This is a genomic window from Paenibacillus sp. S29 (assembly GCF_049319765.1).
GTDB lineage: Bacteria > Bacillota > Bacilli > Paenibacillales > Paenibacillaceae > Paenibacillus > Paenibacillus polymyxa_B.
This window is the reverse complement of the sequence record NZ_JBMOUI010000012.1, coordinates 67,601-89,928: the sequence shown is the minus strand read 5'-3', so window position 1 is coordinate 89,928 and position 22,328 is coordinate 67,601. Positions and strand designations below refer to the sequence as shown.

Annotated in this window: 16 protein-coding genes and 1 riboswitch; of the genes, 14 read left to right on the top strand and 2 right to left on the bottom strand. The window is 47.9% G+C overall.

Annotated features, from left to right (window positions below):
- The first annotated feature begins 195 nt into the window (after nt 1–195).
- On the top strand, nt 196–1,119 hold the full coding sequence (gene cysK, locus ACL9RM_RS19410) for a cysteine synthase A (RefSeq protein ID WP_028542041.1): 924 nt from the start codon (nt 196–198) through the stop codon (nt 1,117–1,119).
- A gap of 132 nt (nt 1,120–1,251) precedes the next feature.
- A complete protein-coding gene (locus tag ACL9RM_RS19405; RefSeq protein ID WP_250267514.1) occupies nt 1,252–2,229 on the top strand; it encodes an aldo/keto reductase in 978 nt (325 codons plus the stop codon).
- A gap of 157 nt (nt 2,230–2,386) precedes the next feature.
- Here the strand turns inward: ACL9RM_RS19405 and ACL9RM_RS19400 are convergent, their stop codons facing one another.
- Complete coding sequence (locus ACL9RM_RS19400; protein WP_250267515.1) at nt 2,387–3,187, bottom strand: WYL domain-containing protein; 801 nt, start codon at nt 3,185–3,187, stop codon at nt 2,387–2,389.
- Nucleotides 3,162–4,487, bottom strand: a complete 1,326-nt coding sequence (locus tag ACL9RM_RS19395) for a helix-turn-helix transcriptional regulator (protein WP_250259311.1) — start codon at nt 4,485–4,487, stop codon at nt 3,162–3,164. Before ACL9RM_RS19395 ends, ACL9RM_RS19400 begins: the two co-directional genes overlap by 26 nt.
- Before the next feature lie 316 nt (nt 4,488–4,803).
- Between ACL9RM_RS19395 and ACL9RM_RS19390 the strand changes: the two genes are divergently transcribed.
- The 12 genes from ACL9RM_RS19390 to ACL9RM_RS19335 all read left to right on the top strand — a co-directional run bounded on the left by ACL9RM_RS19390 (nt 4,804) and on the right by ACL9RM_RS19335 (nt 22,165).
- Entirely contained in the window at nt 4,804–5,622 is an 819-nt protein-coding gene (locus ACL9RM_RS19390; protein WP_250267516.1) for a nucleotidyltransferase domain-containing protein, read from the top strand.
- A gap of 21 nt (nt 5,623–5,643) precedes the next feature.
- Nucleotides 5,644–7,098 carry a 3' terminal RNA ribose 2'-O-methyltransferase Hen1 gene (locus ACL9RM_RS19385; RefSeq protein WP_250267517.1) on the top strand — a complete coding sequence of 485 codons (1,455 nt, stop codon included), beginning with the start codon at nt 5,644–5,646 and terminating at the stop codon, nt 7,096–7,098.
- Entirely contained in the window at nt 7,095–9,704 is a 2,610-nt protein-coding gene (locus ACL9RM_RS19380; RefSeq protein WP_250267518.1) for a polynucleotide kinase-phosphatase, read from the top strand. The genes ACL9RM_RS19385 and ACL9RM_RS19380 overlap by 4 nt, the downstream gene beginning before the upstream one ends.
- Before the next feature lie 20 nt (nt 9,705–9,724).
- Entirely contained in the window at nt 9,725–10,522 is a 798-nt protein-coding gene (locus tag ACL9RM_RS19375) for a TatD family hydrolase (RefSeq protein ID WP_250259307.1), read from the top strand.
- 44 nt (nt 10,523–10,566) lie between these two features.
- Nucleotides 10,567–10,676, top strand: a riboswitch (TPP riboswitch).
- 249 nt (nt 10,677–10,925) lie between these two features.
- Nucleotides 10,926–11,522: an ECF transporter S component gene (locus ACL9RM_RS19370; protein ID WP_061830613.1), complete on the top strand. Its 597-nt coding sequence runs from the start codon at nt 10,926–10,928 to the stop codon at nt 11,520–11,522.
- A complete protein-coding gene (locus ACL9RM_RS19365; RefSeq protein WP_250267519.1) occupies nt 11,522–12,985 on the top strand; it encodes an ABC transporter ATP-binding protein in 1,464 nt (487 codons plus the stop codon). Before ACL9RM_RS19370 ends, ACL9RM_RS19365 begins: the two co-directional genes overlap by 1 nt.
- Nucleotides 12,960–13,751 carry an energy-coupling factor transporter transmembrane component T family protein gene (locus tag ACL9RM_RS19360; protein WP_250267520.1) on the top strand — a complete coding sequence of 264 codons (792 nt, stop codon included), beginning with the start codon at nt 12,960–12,962 and terminating at the stop codon, nt 13,749–13,751. The genes ACL9RM_RS19365 and ACL9RM_RS19360 overlap by 26 nt, the downstream gene beginning before the upstream one ends.
- Before the next feature lie 139 nt (nt 13,752–13,890).
- Complete coding sequence (locus ACL9RM_RS19355; protein ID WP_013308946.1) at nt 13,891–14,616, top strand: methionine ABC transporter ATP-binding protein; 726 nt, start codon at nt 13,891–13,893, stop codon at nt 14,614–14,616.
- Nucleotides 14,609–15,280 (top strand): methionine ABC transporter permease, encoded by a 672-nt coding sequence (locus ACL9RM_RS19350; protein ID WP_061830607.1) that lies wholly within the window; start codon nt 14,609–14,611, stop codon nt 15,278–15,280. The genes ACL9RM_RS19355 and ACL9RM_RS19350 overlap by 8 nt, the downstream gene beginning before the upstream one ends.
- Before the next feature lie 279 nt (nt 15,281–15,559).
- Nucleotides 15,560–16,417: a MetQ/NlpA family ABC transporter substrate-binding protein gene (locus ACL9RM_RS19345; protein WP_061830605.1), complete on the top strand. Its 858-nt coding sequence runs from the start codon at nt 15,560–15,562 to the stop codon at nt 16,415–16,417.
- 345 nt (nt 16,418–16,762) lie between these two features.
- Nucleotides 16,763–17,182 carry a hypothetical protein gene (locus tag ACL9RM_RS19340; protein WP_250267521.1) on the top strand — a complete coding sequence of 140 codons (420 nt, stop codon included), beginning with the start codon at nt 16,763–16,765 and terminating at the stop codon, nt 17,180–17,182.
- 15 nt (nt 17,183–17,197) lie between these two features.
- Nucleotides 17,198–22,165 carry a DUF4132 domain-containing protein gene (locus ACL9RM_RS19335; RefSeq protein WP_414126445.1) on the top strand — a complete coding sequence of 1,656 codons (4,968 nt, stop codon included), beginning with the start codon at nt 17,198–17,200 and terminating at the stop codon, nt 22,163–22,165.
- Nucleotides 22,166–22,328: the final 163 nt, after the last annotated feature.

Genomic DNA, 22,328 nt, shown 5'->3' with positions numbered 1-22,328 from the left:
AAAAATAGTAATGCGAGTATATCATTACAGGCGATATCTGGCGACCCATTTTGCAAGAATTTTACATACTAAGTTGATGAGTTTTATGTAATTTACAAAAGCGACAGGTAGGAAGGAGCCAAGTATGTTATTTTGGTAGTATGATATTAAGATTGTAAATGACGCTGTAAGGAACGATCTAAGGAGGATACAACGATGGCACCTAAAGTGGTACATAGTATTACAGATTTAATAGGAGATACACCTTGTGTAAGACTCCAACGGCTCACAGGGCCGCAGGATGCGGAAGTGTATGTGAAGCTGGAGTATTTTAATCCAAGCGGCAGTGTTAAAGATCGGGCGGCGGGCAACCTGATTGCCGAGGCTGAAAAGGCAGGACATCTAAAGCCGGGAGGCACCATTATTGAGCCGACGAGTGGCAACACGGGAATTGGTCTTGCGATGAATGCGGCAGCCCGAGGTTACCGTGCAATTTTGGTGATGCCCTCGAATATGACGAAGGAACGGATCAATATTCTGAAAGCCTACGGGGCTGAGGTCGTACTGACACCAGCGGAAGAACGGATGCCAGGAGCGATTCGCAAGGCACTCGAACTGGGGGCTGAAATTGAAGGGAGCTTTATCCCGCATCAATTTGAAAATGAGGCCAATCCCGATATCCACCGCACGACGACGGCACTGGAAATTTTGGAACAGACGGAAGGGAAGCTGGATGTGTTCGTCGCTTCTTCGGGAACGGGCGGTACCATTACGGGAACAGGTGAAGTGCTACGTCAGCATTTGCCGGATCTGCGGATTGTTGTAGTTGAGCCGAAGGGTTCGCCAGTGCTATCTGGTGGAAAACCCGGTCCACATAAGCTGGTTGGCACCAGTCCAGGCTTTGTTCCCACCGTGCTGAATACGGAAGTGTATGACGAAATCGTGCAGGTTTCCGATGAGGATGCGATTGCAATGACACGGGCGATTGCTGCCCAGGAAGGGATTCTGGTTGGTCCCTCTAGCGGAGCTACGATATGGACGGCGATTCAGGAAGCGCGGCGTTTGGGAGCAGGCAAACGGGTGCTTTGCATTGCCCCGGATACCGGAGAACGTTATCTGAGCATGGGGATATTCGGATAAAAAGATGTGGATGGGGACCAAAGTGATACACGACCGTAAGTAAGTGGTAAAATAGGTGTGTGATAGCGGTTCCACGAACTATTCATATGTGGATGAAGCAGGGAATATTTTGAGGGTTGAAGGAGGAGTAGCATGAAGATTATGCCTTTACAGAAACGTGGAATCTCCGATAGTCGGCTGGCGCTCGGTTGTATGCCTTTTGGTGGAGAATGGAGCCATGCACCGTTTACGCAGGAGCATGTCGTTGAAGCGGAAAGAGCTGTAGAAGCTGCACAATCCATTGGGATTACGATGTTCGATCATGCGGATATCTATCGTATGGGGAAGGCGGAAGAGATTTTCGGCCGGATTTTAAAGGGACAGCCGGGCTTGCGTGAACAAATCGTAATTCAGTCCAAATGCGGCATTTTTCTGCCAGATGGTACGCTTCCGGGCCGCTTTGATTTCTCATATGCTCATATTATGGAGTCCGTGGATGGTATCCTGAAGCGTCTGGGTACCGAATATTTGGACATCCTGTTGCTGCATCGCCCTGATCCGCTGGTAGAGCCGGAAGAAGTAGCGAAGGCGTTCAGCGAGCTTAAGACATCTGGCAAAGTACGGCATTTTGGCGTTTCCAATATGAATGTAAGCCAAATTCGGTTTCTAGAACGGAGCCTAACGGAGCCGCTGATCGCTAATCAGCTGGAAATGAGCCTGGCCCATCTGCATTTTGTAGATCAGACAGTACATGTGAACCAGCAGGCAGGGACAAATGTACATTTTGGCGAAGGTTTGATGGAATATTGCCAAACCGAGGATATTCAGCTCCAAGCCTGGGGACCGCTGGCGCAGGGACGTTTTAGCGGAGGTTCTTTGGAAGGGCAGCCTGAGCATGTCGTTAAGACGGCAGAACTGGTGCAGAAGCTAGCTTCTGAAAAGGAAACGACACGTGAAGCGATCGTCCTTGGCTGGCTTATGAAACATCCGGCACGGATTCAGCCCGTCCTTGGCAGCGCCAATCCTGAACGAATCAAGGCATGTCAGGATGCGGAACGCCAGAGCGAGCTGATGACCCGTGAGGAATGGTATGAATTGTATGTCAGTGCGCGCGGACAAGCCTTGCCGTAACTGGTACTGCGGACCCGTTTGTTATAGCAGGCGTATGTGGATGTAAGTGTATGACCTTGTTTATACGAACTGTAGTTTAATAAGGCCCTCCCTTCGTCTCATTAACAGATGGAGGGAGGGCCTATTTACATGGAGGCATCTCATATTTCCTCAGTAGCTATTCTTCTTCGTAGCGTGCAAGGGCCTTGGACGTTGTTTCCTTCATTCGTGAAATCAGCCGGGAGCCTTGGACGACCTTGACACGTTTGCCAAGGAAACGGATTTTGGATAGCACATATTCACATTCGTCTGCCTGGAAGGTGAGCGTAATACGATAGGTATCTGCTTCCTGAACATATTCGACCTCTTTTTCAAAGCAGGAAAAAGCATATAAAATACGAGACATTTCACCGTTGTATATGGGAATAATTTCGATGATGCCTTGCTCTTTGCGCGACTCCAGTATATCGAGTATACGTCGGGTGAATTTTTCGGCCTCTTCGGGTAGAAGCTCATCTTCCGTGATGTTCACGATATTAGACAGCTTGGTAGACATGAGCGCGCGGTGTCTGCGGTTATACCACAGCAGGCTCCATTCTTTTTTGACCATGGAGAACTCCAGCTTATATGGAAAACCGGACATTTGCTCATGCATGCGTCCGTTGCGCAGTTTGTAGGTCATACAGATGCCTGAACGGGACCGCAGAATGGGACGCAATTCACGCAGGAGTGGATGATATACCGAGACAACAGGGATACCTGCTTTTTCCCGCAAACTTCCATCGGCCTCCAGCGGCTCGTCGTCTGTGAGCATCTGCCGAAGCTTATCAAGCGTAGACGGGGTGAAAGCCTCTATTGCTGCCGAGTCTGTCAGCATAGATTGGAGCCAGACTCTTTCCTGTGATGTGGTAGCAAAAGCGCCCGATTCATCCAGCCGAGAGACGATCTGATAGTTAAATATTTTCTCGAACAGGCTCATAATAGGCTTGCAGCTCCTTCCATTCCTGTCTGAATTCCTTACGCAGCCGCTGGGGCTCCAATACCTCACAGCTTGATCCGAAGCTGCGAATCCACGGCTTAATCTCGGTGATTCCATTCACTGTGATTTCATAGATAAAGGATTCACTTTCTTCCTCCGCAATCGTACCCCACTGTCCCTGTGACAGCACACGTTCCCGAATAAAGTTGCGCTTCGCGCCCTCAGGATTAAAAAAACGTACCCGTACCTTCACAGGACGACCGGTATCAACAAGCCAGCTGTACCGCATTTTTTCTTCCAACACCGCTAGCAGATCGGCATGAAACTGCTCTGGTACAGGCTTGCCCTCCACCAATTGAGTCATGCCCTCCATACGAAACTTCATGATTCCTTTACCGCCTACATGACCAAGAACATACCAACGTCCATATTGATGATCATAGATGACTTGCAGGGGCAGAATGGTATGTTCACGGCCCTCCGTCTCTTTTTCAAACAGCGGGTTTGTGTTCTGTGACCCGTACATGCTTCGTTTGGATGTCGAAAAATATAAAAAAGTTACACAGCGACGTTGCCGAATGGCATGCAGAAGCGGATGAATATGGGCTTCGTCCAGAATGCGTGAATAATAGTGGTATTTATATAAAAAAGGTTCAATCATATCCCGATCTCCGGCTTGACGGCGCATAGCTTTTTTTAGATGATCTCGCAACAGATATCCCTGAACAGAGGGAAGCTGGGTGTTGGCCATAATGTCTACAAAATCATATAAGTCCAGTAATTCCTCGTCCGTCAGTCCTGTCACCAAATCGTTGCGGACAGCATAGCGGTAAGGTCTGCCGCCGGGCTCCTTGCGAACCACGCCCACTTCGACCAGATATTTCAGATCGGAACGAATCGTTTTTTCATCTGGCAGCGAACTATCGGAAGGCAGCCCGTTGCAGCAAGCATCCAGCAATTCCATAGTGGTCAGAGGCTGTGACTGTAGCGCTGTCAGCAGAAGAGATAAGCGGACGCTTTCTGATTCCTTGAGCGATTTAGCCCGAAACAAGAATAAAAGTAATGGATCAGCGGATTCATAATAATTAAAGCGCAGCATCTCATTAAAATCATGTCCCTGATTCTCAGGCAACTGTTGTTGTACGGATTGGACGATTTCCTTGAGACGCCGGATTGTTTTATCAAAGGTATGCACTGAAATGCCCAGTCTGTCTGCAAATTGCTGCCGATTATAAGCGCCGCTGGTCAGTGTGAGCATGCGCAGGAATTGAATTTCTTTATCAAAACTCTCTCTCGCCATGATGCATTCCCCGTTTCTGTTGCCGTTCTCCGAAAGCAAGTATCCCTTTATTCTAACAGGGAAGGGATGCAGGAAAAAGGGAATTTATTCATCTTTGTAATACTTCCACCATGTTCACGACTTCCAAAATAAAGCATCATAGGGATATAAGATAGCACGATGAAATAAGAAGAAATACATAACAGAAGGGTGATGCAACATGTTTGGACGGGAGAGGAAACGGCTATGCGTCTTCGCCGCTTATTAATAGATGAAACGGATGAGTCGATTAGAGAACAGATTCGGGAAATACTTTAATGATAAGGGAGGGAACAACATGACAGATGTGAAGCATGGGCAGGGTTTCATTCAACCAGAAATGCGCGAAACGATTTTGCGTGAGCTGCGCGCGTTGGAGCAGGAGGAGCAAATACGTATTATATACGCCTGTGAATCAGGCAGTCGGGCATGGGGGTTTCCTTCACAGGACAGTGACTATGATGTACGATTTATCTATGTAAGACCCATAGAATGGTATTTGTCTATTTTTGATAAGCGGGATGTGATTGAGCGGCCAATCAGCAATTTGCTGGATATGAACGGCTGGGATTTGAAAAAGGCACTCCATTTGTTTCGCAAATCCAATCCGCCTTTGCTGGAATGGCTGCAATCTCCGATTCCCTATCTGGAGCAGTATTCAGTGGCTGACCAGATTCGTGCGATATCGCCGTTAACCTTTTCTCCGAAGTCCTGCATGTACCATTATCTGAATATGGCGCGAGGAAACTATCGGGATTATTTGCAAGGAGAGCAGGTGAAGATTAAAAAGTATTTTTACGTTCTGCGCCCCCTGCTGGCCTGTGGCTGGATTGAACGTTACAACAGCATGCCTCCGATTGAATTTGGAGACTTGCTAGAGGAATTAATTCCGTCAGATACAGAACTTTATCAGGTGATCGGGCATTTGCTGCAACGTAAAAAAGCGGGCGAGGAACTGGATATTGAGCCACAGCTTTCGGTGGTGAATGATTTTATCCAGCAGCAAATTGCTTATTTTGAACAAAAGGCGCCCTTGCTTCAGCATGTGGAGAGTGGACGGGATCAGCAGTTGGATGATTTGTTCCGCGCTGCGGTGAATGAAGTATGGAAAGCATAAGCTGGGAAGGAGAAGTGGAGTATGCACATCACGCTAAAAGCAACTGGAACCCATGCAGGGATGATTTCGCATTTGCTTGCTAAGAATCCTTACAATACGTATGATCGCACAGAAAAAGGCGCACGTGTACGCATGGTGTACACCGTTTTTACCGAGGAAGAGGCTGAAATCGTCATTCAGGCTTCGCCAGATTCGATTGATTTGGTCAAAAACAGTCCAGACAGCTATGACATTACACAATATATTAATGACCGGGAGTTTGTAACCAGCAGCTTATTTTGCACTTATATTCGTGGCTCGCTTGGCACGGCCCTGAACGGCAAACCCAAGGAAGACTATGTAGGATGGGTGACGCACCCTTTTGCGCTGGAGTTATCGTTTGGGCCCGTTGCTTCGGATTTGCCGGATTCTGTGGTGGAAGGACTATTTGCTCCGCTGGGTTATCAAGTGGCTATAGAACGAGGGGAAGCGGACTATTCTTTTCAGCTGAAAAATCGAAGCACCGTCAGATATGTCACATTAAGTGGTCATCAGACAGTGCAGTATGCGTTGCGTCAGTTATTGCTGTTGATTCCGGTGCTGGATAATTATAAGCACTACTATATTAGTGAAGAAGAGTTTGACAAGCTGAGACGTTACGGAGAAGGCTGGCTACCAGAGCATCCACTACGCGAGCTGATCATTCGACGCACGCTTCGTTTTACCAATCTGATTGAGCAATTTGAGCAATCTGATTCTGCTGAAACAACAGGTACAAAAAAATACATTGAAAAGGATACTGTCCAAGCTCAAAAGGATAAGCATGAACAGGTTCAACAGCAAGAGCAGCCACAGGAGGAAGGGAAGCAGCAGCCTACTGTACGGCTGAATGAACTGCGATATCAAGCCATTATGGATGTGATTCGCAAGCTGCCTCGAAGACAGAAAATCGTAGATTTTGGTTCAGGGGAAGGGAAGCTATCGGCTCGGCTGGCCCGAATGACGGGCATTGAAGAGATTTGGGCTGTCGAGCCGTCTGCGTATGCACAAGTGAGAGCCATGGAGCGTTTTGCCAAGCTGGAAAGGCATGCTGACGCGATCAGCCCTACACCCATGATGGGCTCTCTTTTTTATTATGATGAACAATTGCGGGGCAAAGATGTGATGATTCTATGTGAGGTCATTGAGCACGTGGATGAGCATCGTCTGAACCGGGTGATGAAGACGATTGTGACGGAGTATCAGCCGGGCGTGCTGATCGTGACGACTCCCAATCGTGAATATAATGAAGTGTATCGTATGAATCAGCAAGAGCTGCGGCATGGCGATCATCGTTTTGAATGGAGTAGAAGCGAGTTTCAGGAACGATGTGAGCAGTGGATTGCGGAAGCTCCTTATTCGGTAGCGCTGAAGGGGATCGGAGAAGAGGTCGAAGGCTTTGGACAACCGACCCAAATGGCTATATTTACGCGCAGAAAGGAGCAGAAGGAAGCATGAGCAATTCATCCAAACGTACGATTCATTTACCGCATGCTGGACTGGTTGTGTTGGTTGGGGCCTCCAACAGTGGCAAAACCACATTATTGGACAGGCTGGTGAGTGAAGGGATTCTACTGGAGACAGAAGTGGTATCCTCGGATCATTTTCGCAAGCTGGTCGGAGATACGGAATTTATAGACTGGAGTGGACTTCCAAGGCTGGAATCGGACGTACTGTTCTATGAGTATCAGCAAATGTCAGCCAAGGCGTTTGAGGCGATGGATACGATTCTGGCTATGCGCTGTCGCTTGAATAAACTGACGGTTGTGGATGCCACCCATTTGTATGCTGAGGACCGTCAAAAATATGTACAGCTGGCAGCCAAGGCGCATGTTCCTGTGATGGCCTGGGTACTGGATGTACCCGAAGCTGTGCTGCTGGAACGGGATTTAGGCAGGGAGCATCCGCGTGGCCGCCAACGGGTCAAGCAGCAGGCACAGCTGTTAAAGCGGAACCTGCGTGGTATCCGTGAGGAAGGCTTTAACGCTTGCTATATCCTTAAGGATATAGAAGAAATGAATTTTGTCCGCCGTGCACAGCCACTATTTCATGAGATAGGCTCAGGTATTGACATCATTGGTGATATCCATGGGTGCTACCGTGAGATGCTGGAAGTGATAGAGCAGCTAGGATATACGGAAGATACGGAAGGACTATACCATCATCCAGATGGCAGAAGACTGGTATCTGTCGGGGACGTAATGAGCCGTGGCCCAGAATCGTTACAAGCGGTGCAGTTCTGGAAAAAGCACGTGGATGCCGGACTAGCGTATATGATTGACAGCAATCATGGCTGGAAAATCGGCCGTTATCTCGATGGAAGAAAGGTGACTCTCAGTCATGGGGATGAACGATTTGCAGAGGAACTGACCCAGTATGAACAAAAAGCGGGCAAGGTAGCGGCGGAACAGCTTAGAAGTGAGTTGAGGGATTTTCTGCTACATGCACCCTCTCATCTTATTTTTGGCAGAAATGGATTGCGACACGTGGTCGTGGCTCATGCCGGGATTAAGGATCATTTTATTGGAAAACAGTCGGCACGTATTGCTGATTATTGCCGCTATGGAGATACGGAAGGACAGGATGCGAACGGAAAACCGATCCGCAAGGATTGGTTCGTAGACCATGAATCGGGAGAAATAGTAGTATGGGGACATGATCCGAGACCGCAGCCTACCCTTGTGAATCAGACGGTGAATATTGATCAGGGTGTGGTATTTGGCGGTATGCTGACCGCTTATCGTTATCCGGAAAAGGAATTTGTCAGCGTTCCGGCACATGAGAACTATGCGAATGATCCCGATAGCCCACTTGTCCGGTGGCAGAGAAAACGGTTTTCCCCGCCGAATTTACGCAAGCTCATCGCTGGTTACAGTGTGCTGACGGAATCGTATGGCGAAGTGCGCGTACAAGGAGAATGGATCAAATCCGCTATAGATACCGTGTCACATGTAACTGTACCCATGGAGGAACTGGTATATATTCCACCGACGATGAGTCCTGCTCCAACGGTGTCTGCAGAGGCAGGATATCTGGAGCATCCACGTGAGGCGCTGGCTTATTATCGTGGGCAAGGAGTACAAACGATGGTGGCCGAGAAAAAACATATGGGTAGCCGGGCTATTTTGCTATTATTCAAAAACGAACAGGCTGCTGTTCAATATGTAGGCTACCCGACATTGGGCACGATCTACAGTCGGAGCGGGAGAGCTTTCTTTGAACAAAGCCTTGGGAAGCAAGTGCTGGAAAAGCTAAATGTGGATCTACGGACTGCTGGATATTTTGAACGGAACCAGACGGATTTTGTGTTGCTGGATGCGGAAATTGTACCGTGGAATCTCAAGGCTCGGGAACTGATTGCTGCACAGTATGCCCATGTGGGGGAAGCAGCTCTGCTGGATCGCAGTAAGCTGGTAGACAAGCTGAAGCAGGCAGAGGTTGCAGGCCGAGAGGTTGGAGACTGGTTGGAGGAAATGGAACAGAAGTACGCGAATGCTGTAACGTTTCAAGAGGCTTTTCAAAAATATTGCTGGGATGTGGACGGTCTGGATAAAATTCGTATCGCACCGTTCCATACGCTGGCACACAGCGGAAAGACTTTTTTCGACCATTCTCATATTTGGCATATGGAGCAAAACCGGGAGCTGGCTGGGCTGTCTTCCCTGTTTATGGAGACAGAGTATCGCGTGATCACGGACGAAGCAAGCGAGGAAGAGGTCATTCGCTGGTGGAACGAGATGACAGAGGATGGTCATGAGGGGATTGTGATCAAACCGGAACGCTTTTTGATGAAAAATCGGGACAAGATGATTCAGCCTGCAATCAAGGTGAGAGGCCGCAAGTATTTGCACATCATTTACGGTATGGATTATCTTGCCTCTGAGAATTTAAAGCGTCTGAAGCAGCGTCGAACGAACAAAAAGGAGCGTCATGCCCTGATGGAAGGAGCGCTTGGTATGGAAGGCGTGGAACGTTTTGTCCGCAAGGATACGGTAGATCGTATTCATGAATGCGTCCTTGCCGCGCTATCGCTGGAATCGGAGCCGATTGATCCGAGATTGTAGTTTGCGAAGGAGGGATTGAGATGGAAAGGGGTACACCGTTAATTGATATTGGTGTGAACTTGATGCACCGTTCGTTTCATGCAGATCGGGAACAGGTGGTGGAGAGAGCCGCGGCTGTAGGGATTTCACCGCTGATTATTACCGGGACCAGTGTCCGCAGCAGTCGGGAGGCTTCTCAGTATGCAGCACGTTATCCGGGCAAGCTGTATGCGACAGCTGGCGTGCATCCCCATGATGCCAAAGACTGCAACGCAGACACGATTCAGCAGCTCCGCCAGTTGGCGGGTCAGCCGCAGGTTGTATCCATAGGGGAATGCGGATTGGACTATAACCGTGATTTTTCGCCACGTGATGTGCAGCGTCGATGGTTTGGCGAGCAAATCCAACTGGCGGGTGAGCTGAATATGCCGTTATTTCTGCATGAACGAGATGCACATGAGGACCTTGTCGCTATGCTTCGGGAGTATCAAGGGCTTGTGGATAAAGCGGTAGTGCATTGTTTTACTGGCACTGAACAGGAATTGCATACGTATGTAGAAATGGGACTGTATATCGGGATCACCGGCTGGATTTGCGACGAACGGCGTGGCAAACATCTGCGTGAACTGGTCAGAGATATTCCCTTGGACCGTCTGATGATTGAAACGGATGCTCCATTTTTGACCCCGCGTAATTTGCCCGTGAAGCCCAAAGAAGGGCGTAATGAGCCCGTGTATCTCGCTCATATTGCTGCTACGGTTGCCGAATGTACAGGTCGAAGCATGATGGAGATCGAAATCGCGACGACGGAGACAGCCAAACGTTTCTTCGGATTATAGGATTGTCAAAGCCATAGATGTGGTATATATTATAGTGAATTAAAAGAGCATTGTCGGGAGCTTGAGAAAGTCAGGCTGAGAGGGTGGCCCTTGCCACTGACCGTAAAATCTGATCTGGGTAATGCCAGCGTAGAGAAACCAAGAACACTATACAGGAATGCCGCTTGTTTTGCGGTTGTCGATAGATTCAATGTATGTCCTAGCATTTTACCTTGACCCTGACTTTGGCTTGGTATCAGTGTAGTAGCTTAGACTACTGGTTATATAAGGCATATCGACGAATGATGTTTTGTATGGTGCTTCACCTTTTACTGCGCATAAAGCTTGCCTGGAGATTCAGCTCCAGACAAGCTTTTTTTATGGCCAAGAGGCCAATTATAAGGAAAAAGGGGAGCACGCAATAATGAATACTGCTGTAAGAGCGTCCAAAGGGTTGAAGCTGACTGATATTTTGGTCACGATTGTGATATCTGTTGTGTTCGGGTTGGTCTACAAAATATGGGGACCTGCCTATGATTTGATGAAACCATTTGGTCTACATGCCGAGCAACTGATGTATGGCATGTGGTTTATGGCAGGCACGTTTGCTTATCTCATCATTCGCAAGCCGGGTGTTGCCATTTTGGCAGAGGTGGCAGCGGCAACGGTCAGCGCTTTTTTGGGAAGCGAATGGGGCATGTCCACCTTGTACTATGGCCTGCTGCAAGGCTTGGGAGCGGAGCTGTTTTTTGCGGCTTTTCTGTATCGGAACGCAAACCTATGGGTTGCTTCGCTTGCTGCGGCTGGGGCGGCTGTCACTTCTCTGATTTTAGACTTCAGTTACGGGTATATTGATCAGCTATCGACCTGGAACTATGTTTTGTATATTGGATTTCGGATGATTGGCAGTATTGTGATTGCCGGGGTATTCGCGTTCTATCTGGCTAAGGCATTGGAGGTAACCGGAGTTACACGAAGTTTGAGACCTGCAACGGAACAAGATTATAAGGGGCTGGATTGATGAGCCGGGCAACCGAAGATGTGGTGGCTTCGATCACTCGTCTACGGTTGAAATTCCCTGGTGAGCAAGAGCTGCTTTTTCACAATATGTCTTTGTCTGTCCACAAGGGGGAAAAGCTGCTGCTACTGGGACCGAGTGGATGCGGTAAATCAACACTGCTCCAAGTGTTAAGCGGTCTGATTCCACGCACGATAGAAGTGCCCATGAAATGCGATGCTGCTGTAATCCCAAGTGTCTCAGGTATTGTATTTCAAGATCCTGATACGCAGTTCTGTATGTCATATGCAGACGAGGAACTGGCTTTTGTGTTGGAAAATAATCAGGTTCCCCGGGAACAGATGCAATCCCGTATTCGCGAGCTGCTGATACAGGTTGGTCTATCGACGGATGATATACATATGCCCATTGGCAACATGTCACAGGGAATGAAGCAGCGTCTGGCGATTGCGTCTGTGCTGGCTATGGAGCCAGAAGTGCTTTTTCTGGATGAGCCGACGGCTTTGTTGGACGAGGAAGGCACCACACAGGTGTGGGATACCATTCGCAATATTTCGGTAGACCAGACACTGGTGATCGTAGAGCATAAAATTAATGAAATCGTCCATGATGTGGATCGGATTGTGGTGCTTTCTGCTCAAGGGGAGATCATTGCGGATGGAAGGGCAGAAGAAGTATTTCATGTGCATCGGCAGGCATTGTCTGAGTATGGCGTGTGGTACCCGGGAGTATGGAATGAATCGTCTTCGCCGCGTTGGAGTGAATCAGTGACACAGCAGAATGGTACGGGGAATGGTACGGAGATTGATTTGCTGGAGCTGAAACATTTTAGTGGTCTCCGCGGTTTAAGTTCAGTGATTTATGTGGAGCATGCGCAGGTGAAGCCTGGTGACTGGATTGGCGTGGTCGGTGAAAACGGGGCTGGCAAAAGCTCGCTGCTGCTCTCCATGATGCGCTTACTTCGCACACAGGGACGCTATAGCGTGCGCGGAATTGAGGCAGGCAGTACGGAACAACTGGCAGAGCGTATCGGGTTCGCATTTCAAAATCCCGAGCTGCAATTCGTAGCGCATACCGTACGAAAGGAACTAGAGTATTCGTTACCGAAGAGCTTGTTTAGTGCTGAGCAGTGCCGGGAGCGGGTGGATCGGATGCTCGTACAGTTCGGATTGGAGCGGCTGGACGAGCGTCATCCGTATCAGCTTTCGTTAGGCCAAAAAAGACGGTTGAGTATTGCTACGGCCATGATTCGTGAGCCGGAAGTGCTGCTGCTGGATGAGCCGACTTTTGGTCAGGATGCGCGTAATACCTTTGTCATGCTGGATATGTTGGAGCAGCTGAGAGCAGCAGGCACGGCCATTGTGATGGTCACGCATGACCCGGAAATTGTCCGTCGATATTGTACCAATATATGGCGGATTCAGAAAGGGGAACTACAGTATGAACCTGTCCTTTCCCCATCATAAAACATGGCTGCATCGCGTGAATCCGGGCTTAAAGCTCGTTATGTTTTCCATACTGTTTGTGGTCGTTATAGTCATTCATGATCCGAATGTCATGTTTAATGTTGCGTGTTCTATGCTGTTGCTGCTTATCTGGTCAGGCCATCCATGGAAGAGGCTGCTGCTGTACGGATCTCCCTTTATATTGGTGTTTATTTCAACTTCAACGGGCATGATGATGTTCGGCAAAGGGGTGACGACCTGGTGGTCATGGGGCTTGATCCATGTGACGCAGGAAAGCTTTTACCGAGGCATGCATCTGGGCTTTCGTGCGCTGAGTATGGCTGCGGTAGGGTTGCTGTTTGGTTTAACGACTCGTCCGGTGGACCTTTTTTATTCACTGATGCAGCAATGGAGGCTCCCTCCGAAGTATGCGTACAGCTTCTTGGCAGCCATGCGGTTAATGCCCATGATGGTGGAGGATTTCCAGGCATTGAGACAAGCACACCGCATTCGAGGCTTACATCAGCATGTGTCCAAATGGAATATGTATGCCACACTCCGCAGATATGCGATTCCGCTGCTCGCTCAAAGTATCCGGCGTGCGCAGCGCATTGCTATTGCTATGGAAGCCAAGGGTTTTGCTAATGAAACCAAGCGCACGTATTATTATGCGATTGGCTATTCGGCTGTAGATATTTTATTTGTTTTCTATTTTGTGGTGATGCTTACGCTGGCTTGGGGACTCGGTATCCGCTTTCCTTATGTAGGGGTATGGGATGTACGTTAATTGTTGTCAAAATGCTTTGCCCGTTTTCTGCTCTGTGGTATATTAATGCAATGGGAATTGACGGCTCGTACAGACCCGCCCGGGCTGGCGGGCTTATTAAATTTTCCCGCAGAAATGGATCATCAGGAGGCCAAGTTTCATGATTACGCTGCATCAGGTAAGCAAGCATTATACCACCTCAAGCGGCCAATTTCATGCGGTTCAATCCGTGTCCCTTCAAGTGGAGGAGGGGGAAATTCACGGTATCATAGGTGCCAGCGGTGCCGGCAAGTCTACGTTGCTCCGGTTGATGAATGTATTGGAAAGGCCGGATGAGGGAAACGTGGTTGTAAACGGGGAAGATCTGACCCGCATGCCGGAAAAACGTCTCCGAGAAGCGCGGCGATCCATAGGGATGATTTTTCAGCATTATCATCTTGTTCACAATCGGACGGTCAGTGGAAATGTGGCAATGCCGTTAGAACTGGCAGGTGTCGCGAAAAAAGAGAGAGCGGAACGTGTGCGCGAATGCCTGCAATTCGTCGGTTTAGCTGATAAAGCAGAACAGTATCCGGCACAACTGAGCGGAGGCCAAAAGCAACGTGTGGCGATAGCCAGAGCGCTGGCGAATCGACCTGCGGTGCTGCTGTGTGATGAGCCAACCTCGGCGCTTGATCCGCAGACGACCGCGGATATTTTGGGCGTGTTACGGGAGATCAACCGTGAACTGGGAGTTACCATTGTAATCGTAACGCACGATATGGATGTGGTACGCAATATTTGTACCCGTGTATCAGAAATGCGAGATGGGCAGCTACTTTCAACGCAGCGTGTAGCTGACACCGCGGTAGGTTCAACAGCGGGAGCAGGTGAAGCTGATGAATGAAATGCTGAGCATCATTGCGCAATATCAGTCTGAGATATGGAAAGCCATCGGAGAGACGTTTATCATGGTGGGGATTTCTATCGCAGCAGCTGTACTGTTAGGGCTTCCGGTAGGAACGATTTTGTATTTGTGTGGTAAAGGGCAAAAATATGAAAATCGACTGCTGTTCACCCTATTGAACAGTGTGGTCAATGTTATCCGCTCATTCCCGTTTTTGCTGCTCGTCGTGTTTATGATTCCATTTACACGTCTGGTCGTAGGGACGGCGCTGGGCACGATGGCTGCAACGGTTCCCTTGTCAGTGGTGGCCATCGCCTATTATTCGAGGCTGGTGGAGCAATCATTGCTCGAGGTGCCCAAGGGTGTAATTGAAGCCGCTACTTCTATGGGGGCATCCACCCTCCAGCTTATTTTTAAATTTCTGTACGTGGAGGCTCGTTCCGGGCTTGTACTGGGTTTGACCACGTCCACCATTAGCTTCATCTCCTACTCCACGGTGATGGGCATTGTGGGCGGCGGCGGGGTAGGCGATTTTGCCATCCGCTACGGTTACCAGCGTTTTGAAACAGGCTTGATGGCGTTCACCATCGTTGTCATGATTATTTTCGTACAAACGATCCAGTTCACCGGAAGCACCATATCCCGCCGGATCGACAAGCGGTAAGAGGTTAATGAATCTCTTCATTAACAATTGCACAACTCACTATGGGAAATAAAAATGACTTTACAGTACCTCAAAAGCGGAGCGGGCAGAATTGTTCTGGAGAAGCGTCAGTGTTCGCCTTTGAAATGGGATTCTAACCTATAAATTGTGTTACAAATCAGAGAGAATCCCATTTCAACAGCGATCAGAAGAACAATCTGCACGTGAAGCGGCTGCGGCTCCCACTGTAACTCATTTTTTATCTTCCTAATCACAATTTACTTGGAGGTTCCTCATCAAATGAGTCGGAAAAACAACATGAAAACGAACTTGAAATTACTTACACTATTTGCTGTCGTTATGCTACTGGTTGCCGGATGCGGTGGTCAAAAGCAGGCTGCTCCAGAAACACAGTCTAAAGAAGCAAATTCCCAAAAAGAAGTGACCTTGAAAGTAGCAACGCTAATCCCACCGATGACAGATGTGCTGGATATCGTGAAGCCGCTGCTTAAACAGGACGGAGTCAATCTGGAAATCGTCGTGCTTTCAGACAATATCCAACCGAACAACGCATTGGCAAGCCGGGAAGTAGATGCTAACTTCTTTCAGCATGCTCCTTTTATGCAACAATATAATGAAAGCAACAAGTCTGATTTGGTGGCGATAAAACCTATTTACAACGCCATTTACGGCGCGTACTCTAAAAAATACAAGAACGTTAAAGACCTGCCGGAAGGTGCGACTATTGCCATTGCCAATGACCCGGCCAATACTGGACGTTCTTTAGTAATGATGGAGCAAAACGGTTTGATCAAGCTTAAAGAAGGCGTAGGCTATAATGCTACACAGGCTGATATTATTGAAAATAAGAAAAAATTTGTGTTTAAAGAAGTGGATTTGTTGATGCTGGCGCGGTCACTGGATGATGTGGACATGGCTGCCATGTATCCCGCATATGCCAAGCCGCTCGGTCTGACACCGAAGAAGGACGCGCTGATTACTGAAAAAGACGATACGCACTTTGCCATTAATCTGGTAGCGCGTAAGGATAATGCAGATTCCGATGCTATTCAAAAGCTGGCAAAGCGAATGACTGGACCGGAAGTACGTAAATTTTTTGAGGACAATTACAAGGATAGCGTTGTTCCAGCATTTTAAATAAATAAGTAAGTTGAAACATCGTTTTATGATGAAATACGACCTGTATAATGGAAGGAAGTCTGTGAAGAGCAGAGGATCTCCCTTGTGCAGGTCTTTTTTTCATCCTTAATATGGAAAGGAATTATCGAAAACAGGGTATAAAGTCTTATTTTTTAAGGTTTTAGGGTGTTGCACCGCTGCGAATTTTGGTCATAAAGGGCGATGGAGTAATGATAAGGAACATATTAAAATAAAAATACGAACAAACATTCGATTTCGATTTCGTTAACGGTGTTTTTATATGGGTCAAAAAATTCAGCTGACAACGGGCCAAAAGCGTGAATAAAAAGGAAGGGGAACGACATGAAGCTGTTTGTAACTGTAAAAAGTCTGGGGAAGCGCAAGCCCGCACTCGCACGACAGGAAATAGAGCTGAGTCCTGCTCCAGAAACATTGCGAGATTTGATTACTGCAACCGTTGCTCTGAATGTTCAAAAGCTGCGGGAAAAGCAGGAGAGTGTCGCGCTGATTCCGTTCCTTACGGGAGAAGAAGTACAGGCACAAGGCGAGATAGGCAAAGTAGGATTCGGTTCCATATATAATGATGGTGTCCTGGATATGAAGGATGCCGTGAACACGGCGATGCAGGCATTTGAAGATGGTTTATACAGAGTTTTTGTATGTGACGAGGAAACTATTGAACTCGATACTCCTTTGTCACTTAAGGATGGGAATGAGATTGTATTTATACGCTTCACAATGCTGGCTGGAGGCCTATGGTAGAGGGGGAAATGAAACATGCATCAAGAGAACAATGAGCAAGAATATTTCACCACACTGAAGGAGCGCGCGGCGCAACTGGATGGACCACAACAGGAGTTGGCTCAGTATGTTGTGGAACTGGGTAAGCTTCATTACATACAGGAGAACGAGGAGCCTTTTAACGAATGTCAGCGAATATTAAAAGAACGGGCGACAGAAAGCGGAGAGTCACTGTTTAAGCCACTGACAGAGGTATTACATGCTCTAATTGGACAAACAACAGGCGACGTATTCGCACATCTAACGGAGCATGTGACTGAATATCCATACAGCACAGGGTATGCGCGAAAACCGTTTCGCACTTCGGATATTACGGCCCATACTTCCCGGGTTTATAAAAAAATGGTGCAGTTGATCCGAATGGACTGTATGGGGTTCTCCGTAATGGATTATTTAACAAAAAAGGATTATGAACCAGGCAGAGATTACCGGATTCAGGAAACGATTGGTGACTGGATTGCTTATGAGCTGGATCACGGTAATTCACAGGTGCTTGAGGCGTTAAAAGCTATTATTTATGGAGATAATCAGGCGGCGTTACTTACGCGCAATATGATTAAAGGCATGCTCCTGAGTCATCAGGAGGAGAATTATCGCATGATCGGCGAGCTCTTGGCAGCCGCCAAACTCCAGGAGGGATTGCGCCAAAGTATCGTGGAACAAATGGATGAAGGAACCCCGGTGGCTCTAATATATCTGTTGAAGGTAATCATCGACCAAGGCTTCATTCGTTACAGTTCGGTGGTGCGGGCGCTTGCAGTATGGACGGGAATGGGCTTGGAATCCGCCAATCAGCGGGTCGTTCGCCAACTGATCGAGCAGGCATATGAAGCATTGACTCGTAGTGAACTGCGCCAGGAATGGCTGACCAGCTCAAATGCTAATGAAGTTTATATGAGTTTGTGGGCTACGGCAGTACATGAGGAACGTGATTTGTATGGACAGGTTCGAAAACTCATGGAACAAGGAGCAACTTACCAGAAGATCGTAGCACTGTATGTACTGTCTAACAGTGACAACAAGGATGTGCGCCTCGGAATTGCGAGAGAATATCTGGATGAAACGGACCAAGAGCTTCAATATTGGATACTGACGAACTATACAAGCAATTATTTTTATGAATGGGTAGAAGGCGGGACGGTCGCGGATCGGATCGTTAAAGTGGTGCGTACTCCTTTGCTGGAGAGCAAAGAGGAGCGGCGTAAGGATTTTGAACGACTTCATAACCTGTTTGTACATATGAAAAAGGGTGAGTCCACCGAGCCCTCCAAGGTGCTGGATTTTGTTAATCTGTATCACCGCTCAGATGCACCTATTCAAAAAATGCTGTATCTCGCTGGTTATGATATGGATGCTTCCTGGATTGGGGAAATCATAGCCTTAAAGGAACAGATTAGCCCTAATCTGCGTGGCGAACTGTTGAACCATTTTGTGCAAAAACCTGAGGATGCGGTACAACGTGATTTTATTTTTTCCAGTTTGTCTGACAAAAGTATGAGTATCCGTGAGTTCGCTGTGGCCAAGGCGCGTAAGCTGACGCTGTCGGAACCAGAAATGCAACAAATGGAAGCCTTATTAAAGCTCAAGACGGGATCATTGCGCCAAAGTGTCATTGGTGTGTTGCTCTCACAATCGGAAGAGCCGCTCGCTGGCTCATTGGAACGCTTGCTGCGTGCTAAGGCGGAGCTGCAACGATTGGGTGGACTGGAAGTATTGACGAAGATATATGCAGACCCGGATCGTGCCGAACAGTATGAAAGCCTGCGGACTTTGGCGGATATCATTCAGCAACCTACAGCCAAAGAGGAGCAACTGCTGTCCAAGCTGGGACAGGAGGATGCTTATACAGGGGCTAACGGTTTTGGACTGTACGATCCGAATGTCAAGGAAGCTTGGTTGGAAGAGAAAGTTGATCTGGGTGATTTTCGATTGGCCGATGTTTTTGTTAGTCCATTGGAGAAGCTCAAGCAGTTCTTGAGTGGACTGGATGAGCTTGTTCATCATCATCGTGATGTGGAATATACTGCGGAGTATTATTCGGGCTACAAAGATACATTGCTTATTGGGACGAACCTTCGCCCTCTACGGCTGGTTCAGATCGATGAAGAAGTAGATTCCAGACTGTCTTTATATCCTCTCTATGAGGAGTGGGACCGTTATTTGCAGGAAAGCGGCATGGAAGCGCGTGAACTGCTGGAGCTTGTTTTTTATGACCGATTAGAGTCTATGGACCGAACGCTGGATCGCTATTATCGATACTTTTCTTTTAACATGGACTATTCAGAACAAAGCAAGCACAAGCTGCTGGAAGGATGGCGTAAAGATTTCGCTGAGCAAATGTACCCTTTGGATCGCATTAACGAGGTACAGAAGTGGATGGAAGAGCTGACCTATTCCGATCAGGTAAGCACATTAGTTAATGCTTATTTTATGGACACATCCGGTGACCAAACGTTTGACGTAATTGACCTTGCTTTAAATTCACTAATGCAAGGCATGCCTAAGGACAGACCTGAAGAGGATATGGGAATGCTCCATCTATTGTCTGGCCCGTGGGTGGCACTGGAGAAGGGGCAGGTCCATGATGATGAGTCCTTTAAGCGCTTTTTGCATACCTTTGTGAACTACGCAGAACTGCCAGGAGCGGAAAATCGTTTTTATTCTCCGCTGGATCTGGAGGATTACTTCAAAGCATATGAAAAAGGGTTGATTGGTGTAGGTGAAGTGTATCGGGAGCTGCTGGCTGGTAGTGAAAGCAGAAGACATATGAGTTCCTTAACCAATGCCCGCAATACATGGATTTCTAGCAAACCAGAATTTTTGGAGATACGTCGTACGGTTATTGATCGACTGCTAGAGGTTGAATTGGTTCGAGGCGATTTGCCTACCGAGGCTACGCCAAAGGTTATGGGCTTGAGCCAATTTGAAGGTATGGATTATTTCATCCGTATTCTGGAGGGTCTCGACAAGGAAACGTTTGTGCGTGGTTATGTATACGGCTACGGTGATCGTATTACCAAAAAGGAATCGTTCAGCCACTTGCTCAAGGCATGTTATCCGAGTGATGGTGAGGATGCCACGTTGCTCAAGGAAAAGCTGAAAAACACTAAAATTACGGATAAACGTCTGCTGGAGGCGGCTATGTATGCCCCGCAGTGGATTGAGATTGTAGCAGACTATCTCGGTTGGGAAGGGCTTCGCAGTGCGGCATGGTATTTCCATGCGCATATCAATGAAGGTTTTTCGGCCGAGAAGGAAACGATTGTAGCTCATTACTCGCCGATTGCTCCACAAGATTTTAATGATGGTGCCTTCGATATTCACTGGTTTCATAAGGCCTATGAGACGTTGGGCGAGGAACGTTTTGACCTGCTGTACGATTGTGCCAAGTATATTTCGGCTGGAGCCAATCATCGTCGATCCCAGTTGTTTGCAGATGCGACGCTGGGTAAGCTCAAACGGAGTGAAATGGAAAAATCAGTGGAGGACAAGCGAAACAAAGACCATTTGCTGACCTACAGTCTGATTCCACTTGCTCAGCCGCCTGAACCAGATATACGCGAACGTTATGATTTTATCCAGAGGTTTCTGGAACAAAGCAAAAAATTCGGCGCACAGCGTAAGGCCAGTGAGGGACTCGTTTCACGGATTGCGCTCGGGAATTTGGCACGTAACGCAGGCTATGATGACGTAACCCGTCTCGTATGGGATATGGAAGCTCGTAAGCTGGATGATCTTCGGTCTTATTTTGAGCCACATGCTTTGGACGAGGCTACAACGGTGCAGCTCATCATTGATACTGAAGGAGCGGCAGATATTGAAATTGTCAGCAAAGGCAAGACGCTGAAATCCATTCCGGCTCGTTTCAAGAAGGATGAGTATGTTACGTCGCTGAAGGAGCTTAAAGGAGATCTAGTGGATCAGTACCGCAGAGCTCGCAAAGAATTGGAACGCTCTATGGAGTCTGGTACGACCTTTATGGTGAAGGAATTGAGAGGATTACTGGGTAATCCTGTGCTTGCTCCATTGGTGCGGACACTGGTTTTCAAGGCTGATGATCACCTCGGATATTTTAATGAGGAAACGTTGGTATTGACGGCTCCTTTTGCTGAACAGCATACTATAGGAGAAGAGGATAAGCTGATTATTGCCCATCCCCTTCATTTGTTCGAAAGTGGTCGTTGGAGCGAATTCCAGAAGGACTTATTCGACCGCCAGATACGCCAGCCATTTAAGCAGGTGTTCCGTGAGCTGTACTTGCTGAATGCTGATGAACGTGCAAATGCGACCGTTTCCCGTCGATATGCAGGACACCAGGTACAGCCGAATAAAACGGTATCCCTATTGAAAGGTCGCCAATGGACAGTCAGCTATGAGGACGGACTTCAGAAGGTGTACTATGCTGAGAATCTGATTGCGAACCTGTATGCTATGGCGGACTGGTTCTCACCAGCGGATACCGAGGCTCCTACACTGGAGACAGTGCAGTTCTTTGATCGGACAACGTATAAGAGCGTACCGTTGGACGAAGTTCCTCCTGTTCTGTTCTCCGAAGTTATGCGGGACGTGGATCTGGTCGTCAGTGTTGCCCATGTAGGTGGCGTTGATCCAGAGGCCAGTCTGACGACCATTGAAATGCGTAGGGTTATTGTGCAGGAATCACTTCGCCTGCTGAAAATTAGCAATGTACGCTTGGATGGGAATTATGCACGTGTAGATGGGACTCTTGGCGAATATGCTGTGCATCTGGGAAGCGGGGGTGTCTACAAGCAAGCGAAGGGAGCACTGCATATTATCCCGGTGCATTCGCAGCATCGTGGACGCATCTTCCTGCCGTTTCTGGACGAGGACCCAAGAACAGCTGAGATTCTATCCAAAGTTGTGTTGTTGGCCGAGGATCAGAAGATCAAGGACCCGCAAATTCTTACACAGCTTCAAGCGTAGAATAGAATTCTGATATATATAGATTCATAATTAACTCAACGTTCGCACCTAAACAATGATTTCGCATCCTCGACTGTGTAGGTGGAAACTTAGTTTAGTTGCGGAGGTTGAGTTATTTAATATTGAGCGTTTATCGAGCACGAATAAGGAGATATGGGTAATA

Excerpts from the sequence above, each read along its gene's own strand:
- cysK (WP_028542041.1), top strand. The coding sequence starts at position 196 with ATGGCACCTAAAGTGGTACATAGTATTACAGATTTAATAGGAGATACA.
- ACL9RM_RS19405 (WP_250267514.1), top strand. The coding sequence starts at position 1,252 with ATGAAGATTATGCCTTTACAGAAACGTGGAATCTCCGATAGTCGGCTG.
- ACL9RM_RS19400 (WP_250267515.1), bottom strand. The coding sequence starts at position 3,187 with ATGAGCCTGTTCGAGAAAATATTTAACTATCAGATCGTCTCTCGGCTG.
- ACL9RM_RS19395 (WP_250259311.1), bottom strand. The coding sequence starts at position 4,487 with ATGGCGAGAGAGAGTTTTGATAAAGAAATTCAATTCCTGCGCATGCTC.
- ACL9RM_RS19390 (WP_250267516.1), top strand. The coding sequence starts at position 4,804 with ATGACAGATGTGAAGCATGGGCAGGGTTTCATTCAACCAGAAATGCGC.
- ACL9RM_RS19385 (WP_250267517.1), top strand. The coding sequence starts at position 5,644 with ATGCACATCACGCTAAAAGCAACTGGAACCCATGCAGGGATGATTTCG.
- ACL9RM_RS19380 (WP_250267518.1), top strand. The coding sequence starts at position 7,095 with ATGAGCAATTCATCCAAACGTACGATTCATTTACCGCATGCTGGACTG.
- ACL9RM_RS19375 (WP_250259307.1), top strand. The coding sequence starts at position 9,725 with ATGGAAAGGGGTACACCGTTAATTGATATTGGTGTGAACTTGATGCAC.
- ACL9RM_RS19370 (WP_061830613.1), top strand. The coding sequence starts at position 10,926 with ATGAATACTGCTGTAAGAGCGTCCAAAGGGTTGAAGCTGACTGATATT.
- ACL9RM_RS19365 (WP_250267519.1), top strand. The coding sequence starts at position 11,522 with ATGAGCCGGGCAACCGAAGATGTGGTGGCTTCGATCACTCGTCTACGG.
- ACL9RM_RS19360 (WP_250267520.1), top strand. The coding sequence starts at position 12,960 with ATGAACCTGTCCTTTCCCCATCATAAAACATGGCTGCATCGCGTGAAT.
- ACL9RM_RS19355 (WP_013308946.1), top strand. The coding sequence starts at position 13,891 with ATGATTACGCTGCATCAGGTAAGCAAGCATTATACCACCTCAAGCGGC.
- ACL9RM_RS19350 (WP_061830607.1), top strand. The coding sequence starts at position 14,609 with ATGAATGAAATGCTGAGCATCATTGCGCAATATCAGTCTGAGATATGG.
- ACL9RM_RS19345 (WP_061830605.1), top strand. The coding sequence starts at position 15,560 with ATGAGTCGGAAAAACAACATGAAAACGAACTTGAAATTACTTACACTA.
- ACL9RM_RS19340 (WP_250267521.1), top strand. The coding sequence starts at position 16,763 with ATGAAGCTGTTTGTAACTGTAAAAAGTCTGGGGAAGCGCAAGCCCGCA.
- ACL9RM_RS19335 (WP_414126445.1), top strand. The coding sequence starts at position 17,198 with ATGCATCAAGAGAACAATGAGCAAGAATATTTCACCACACTGAAGGAG.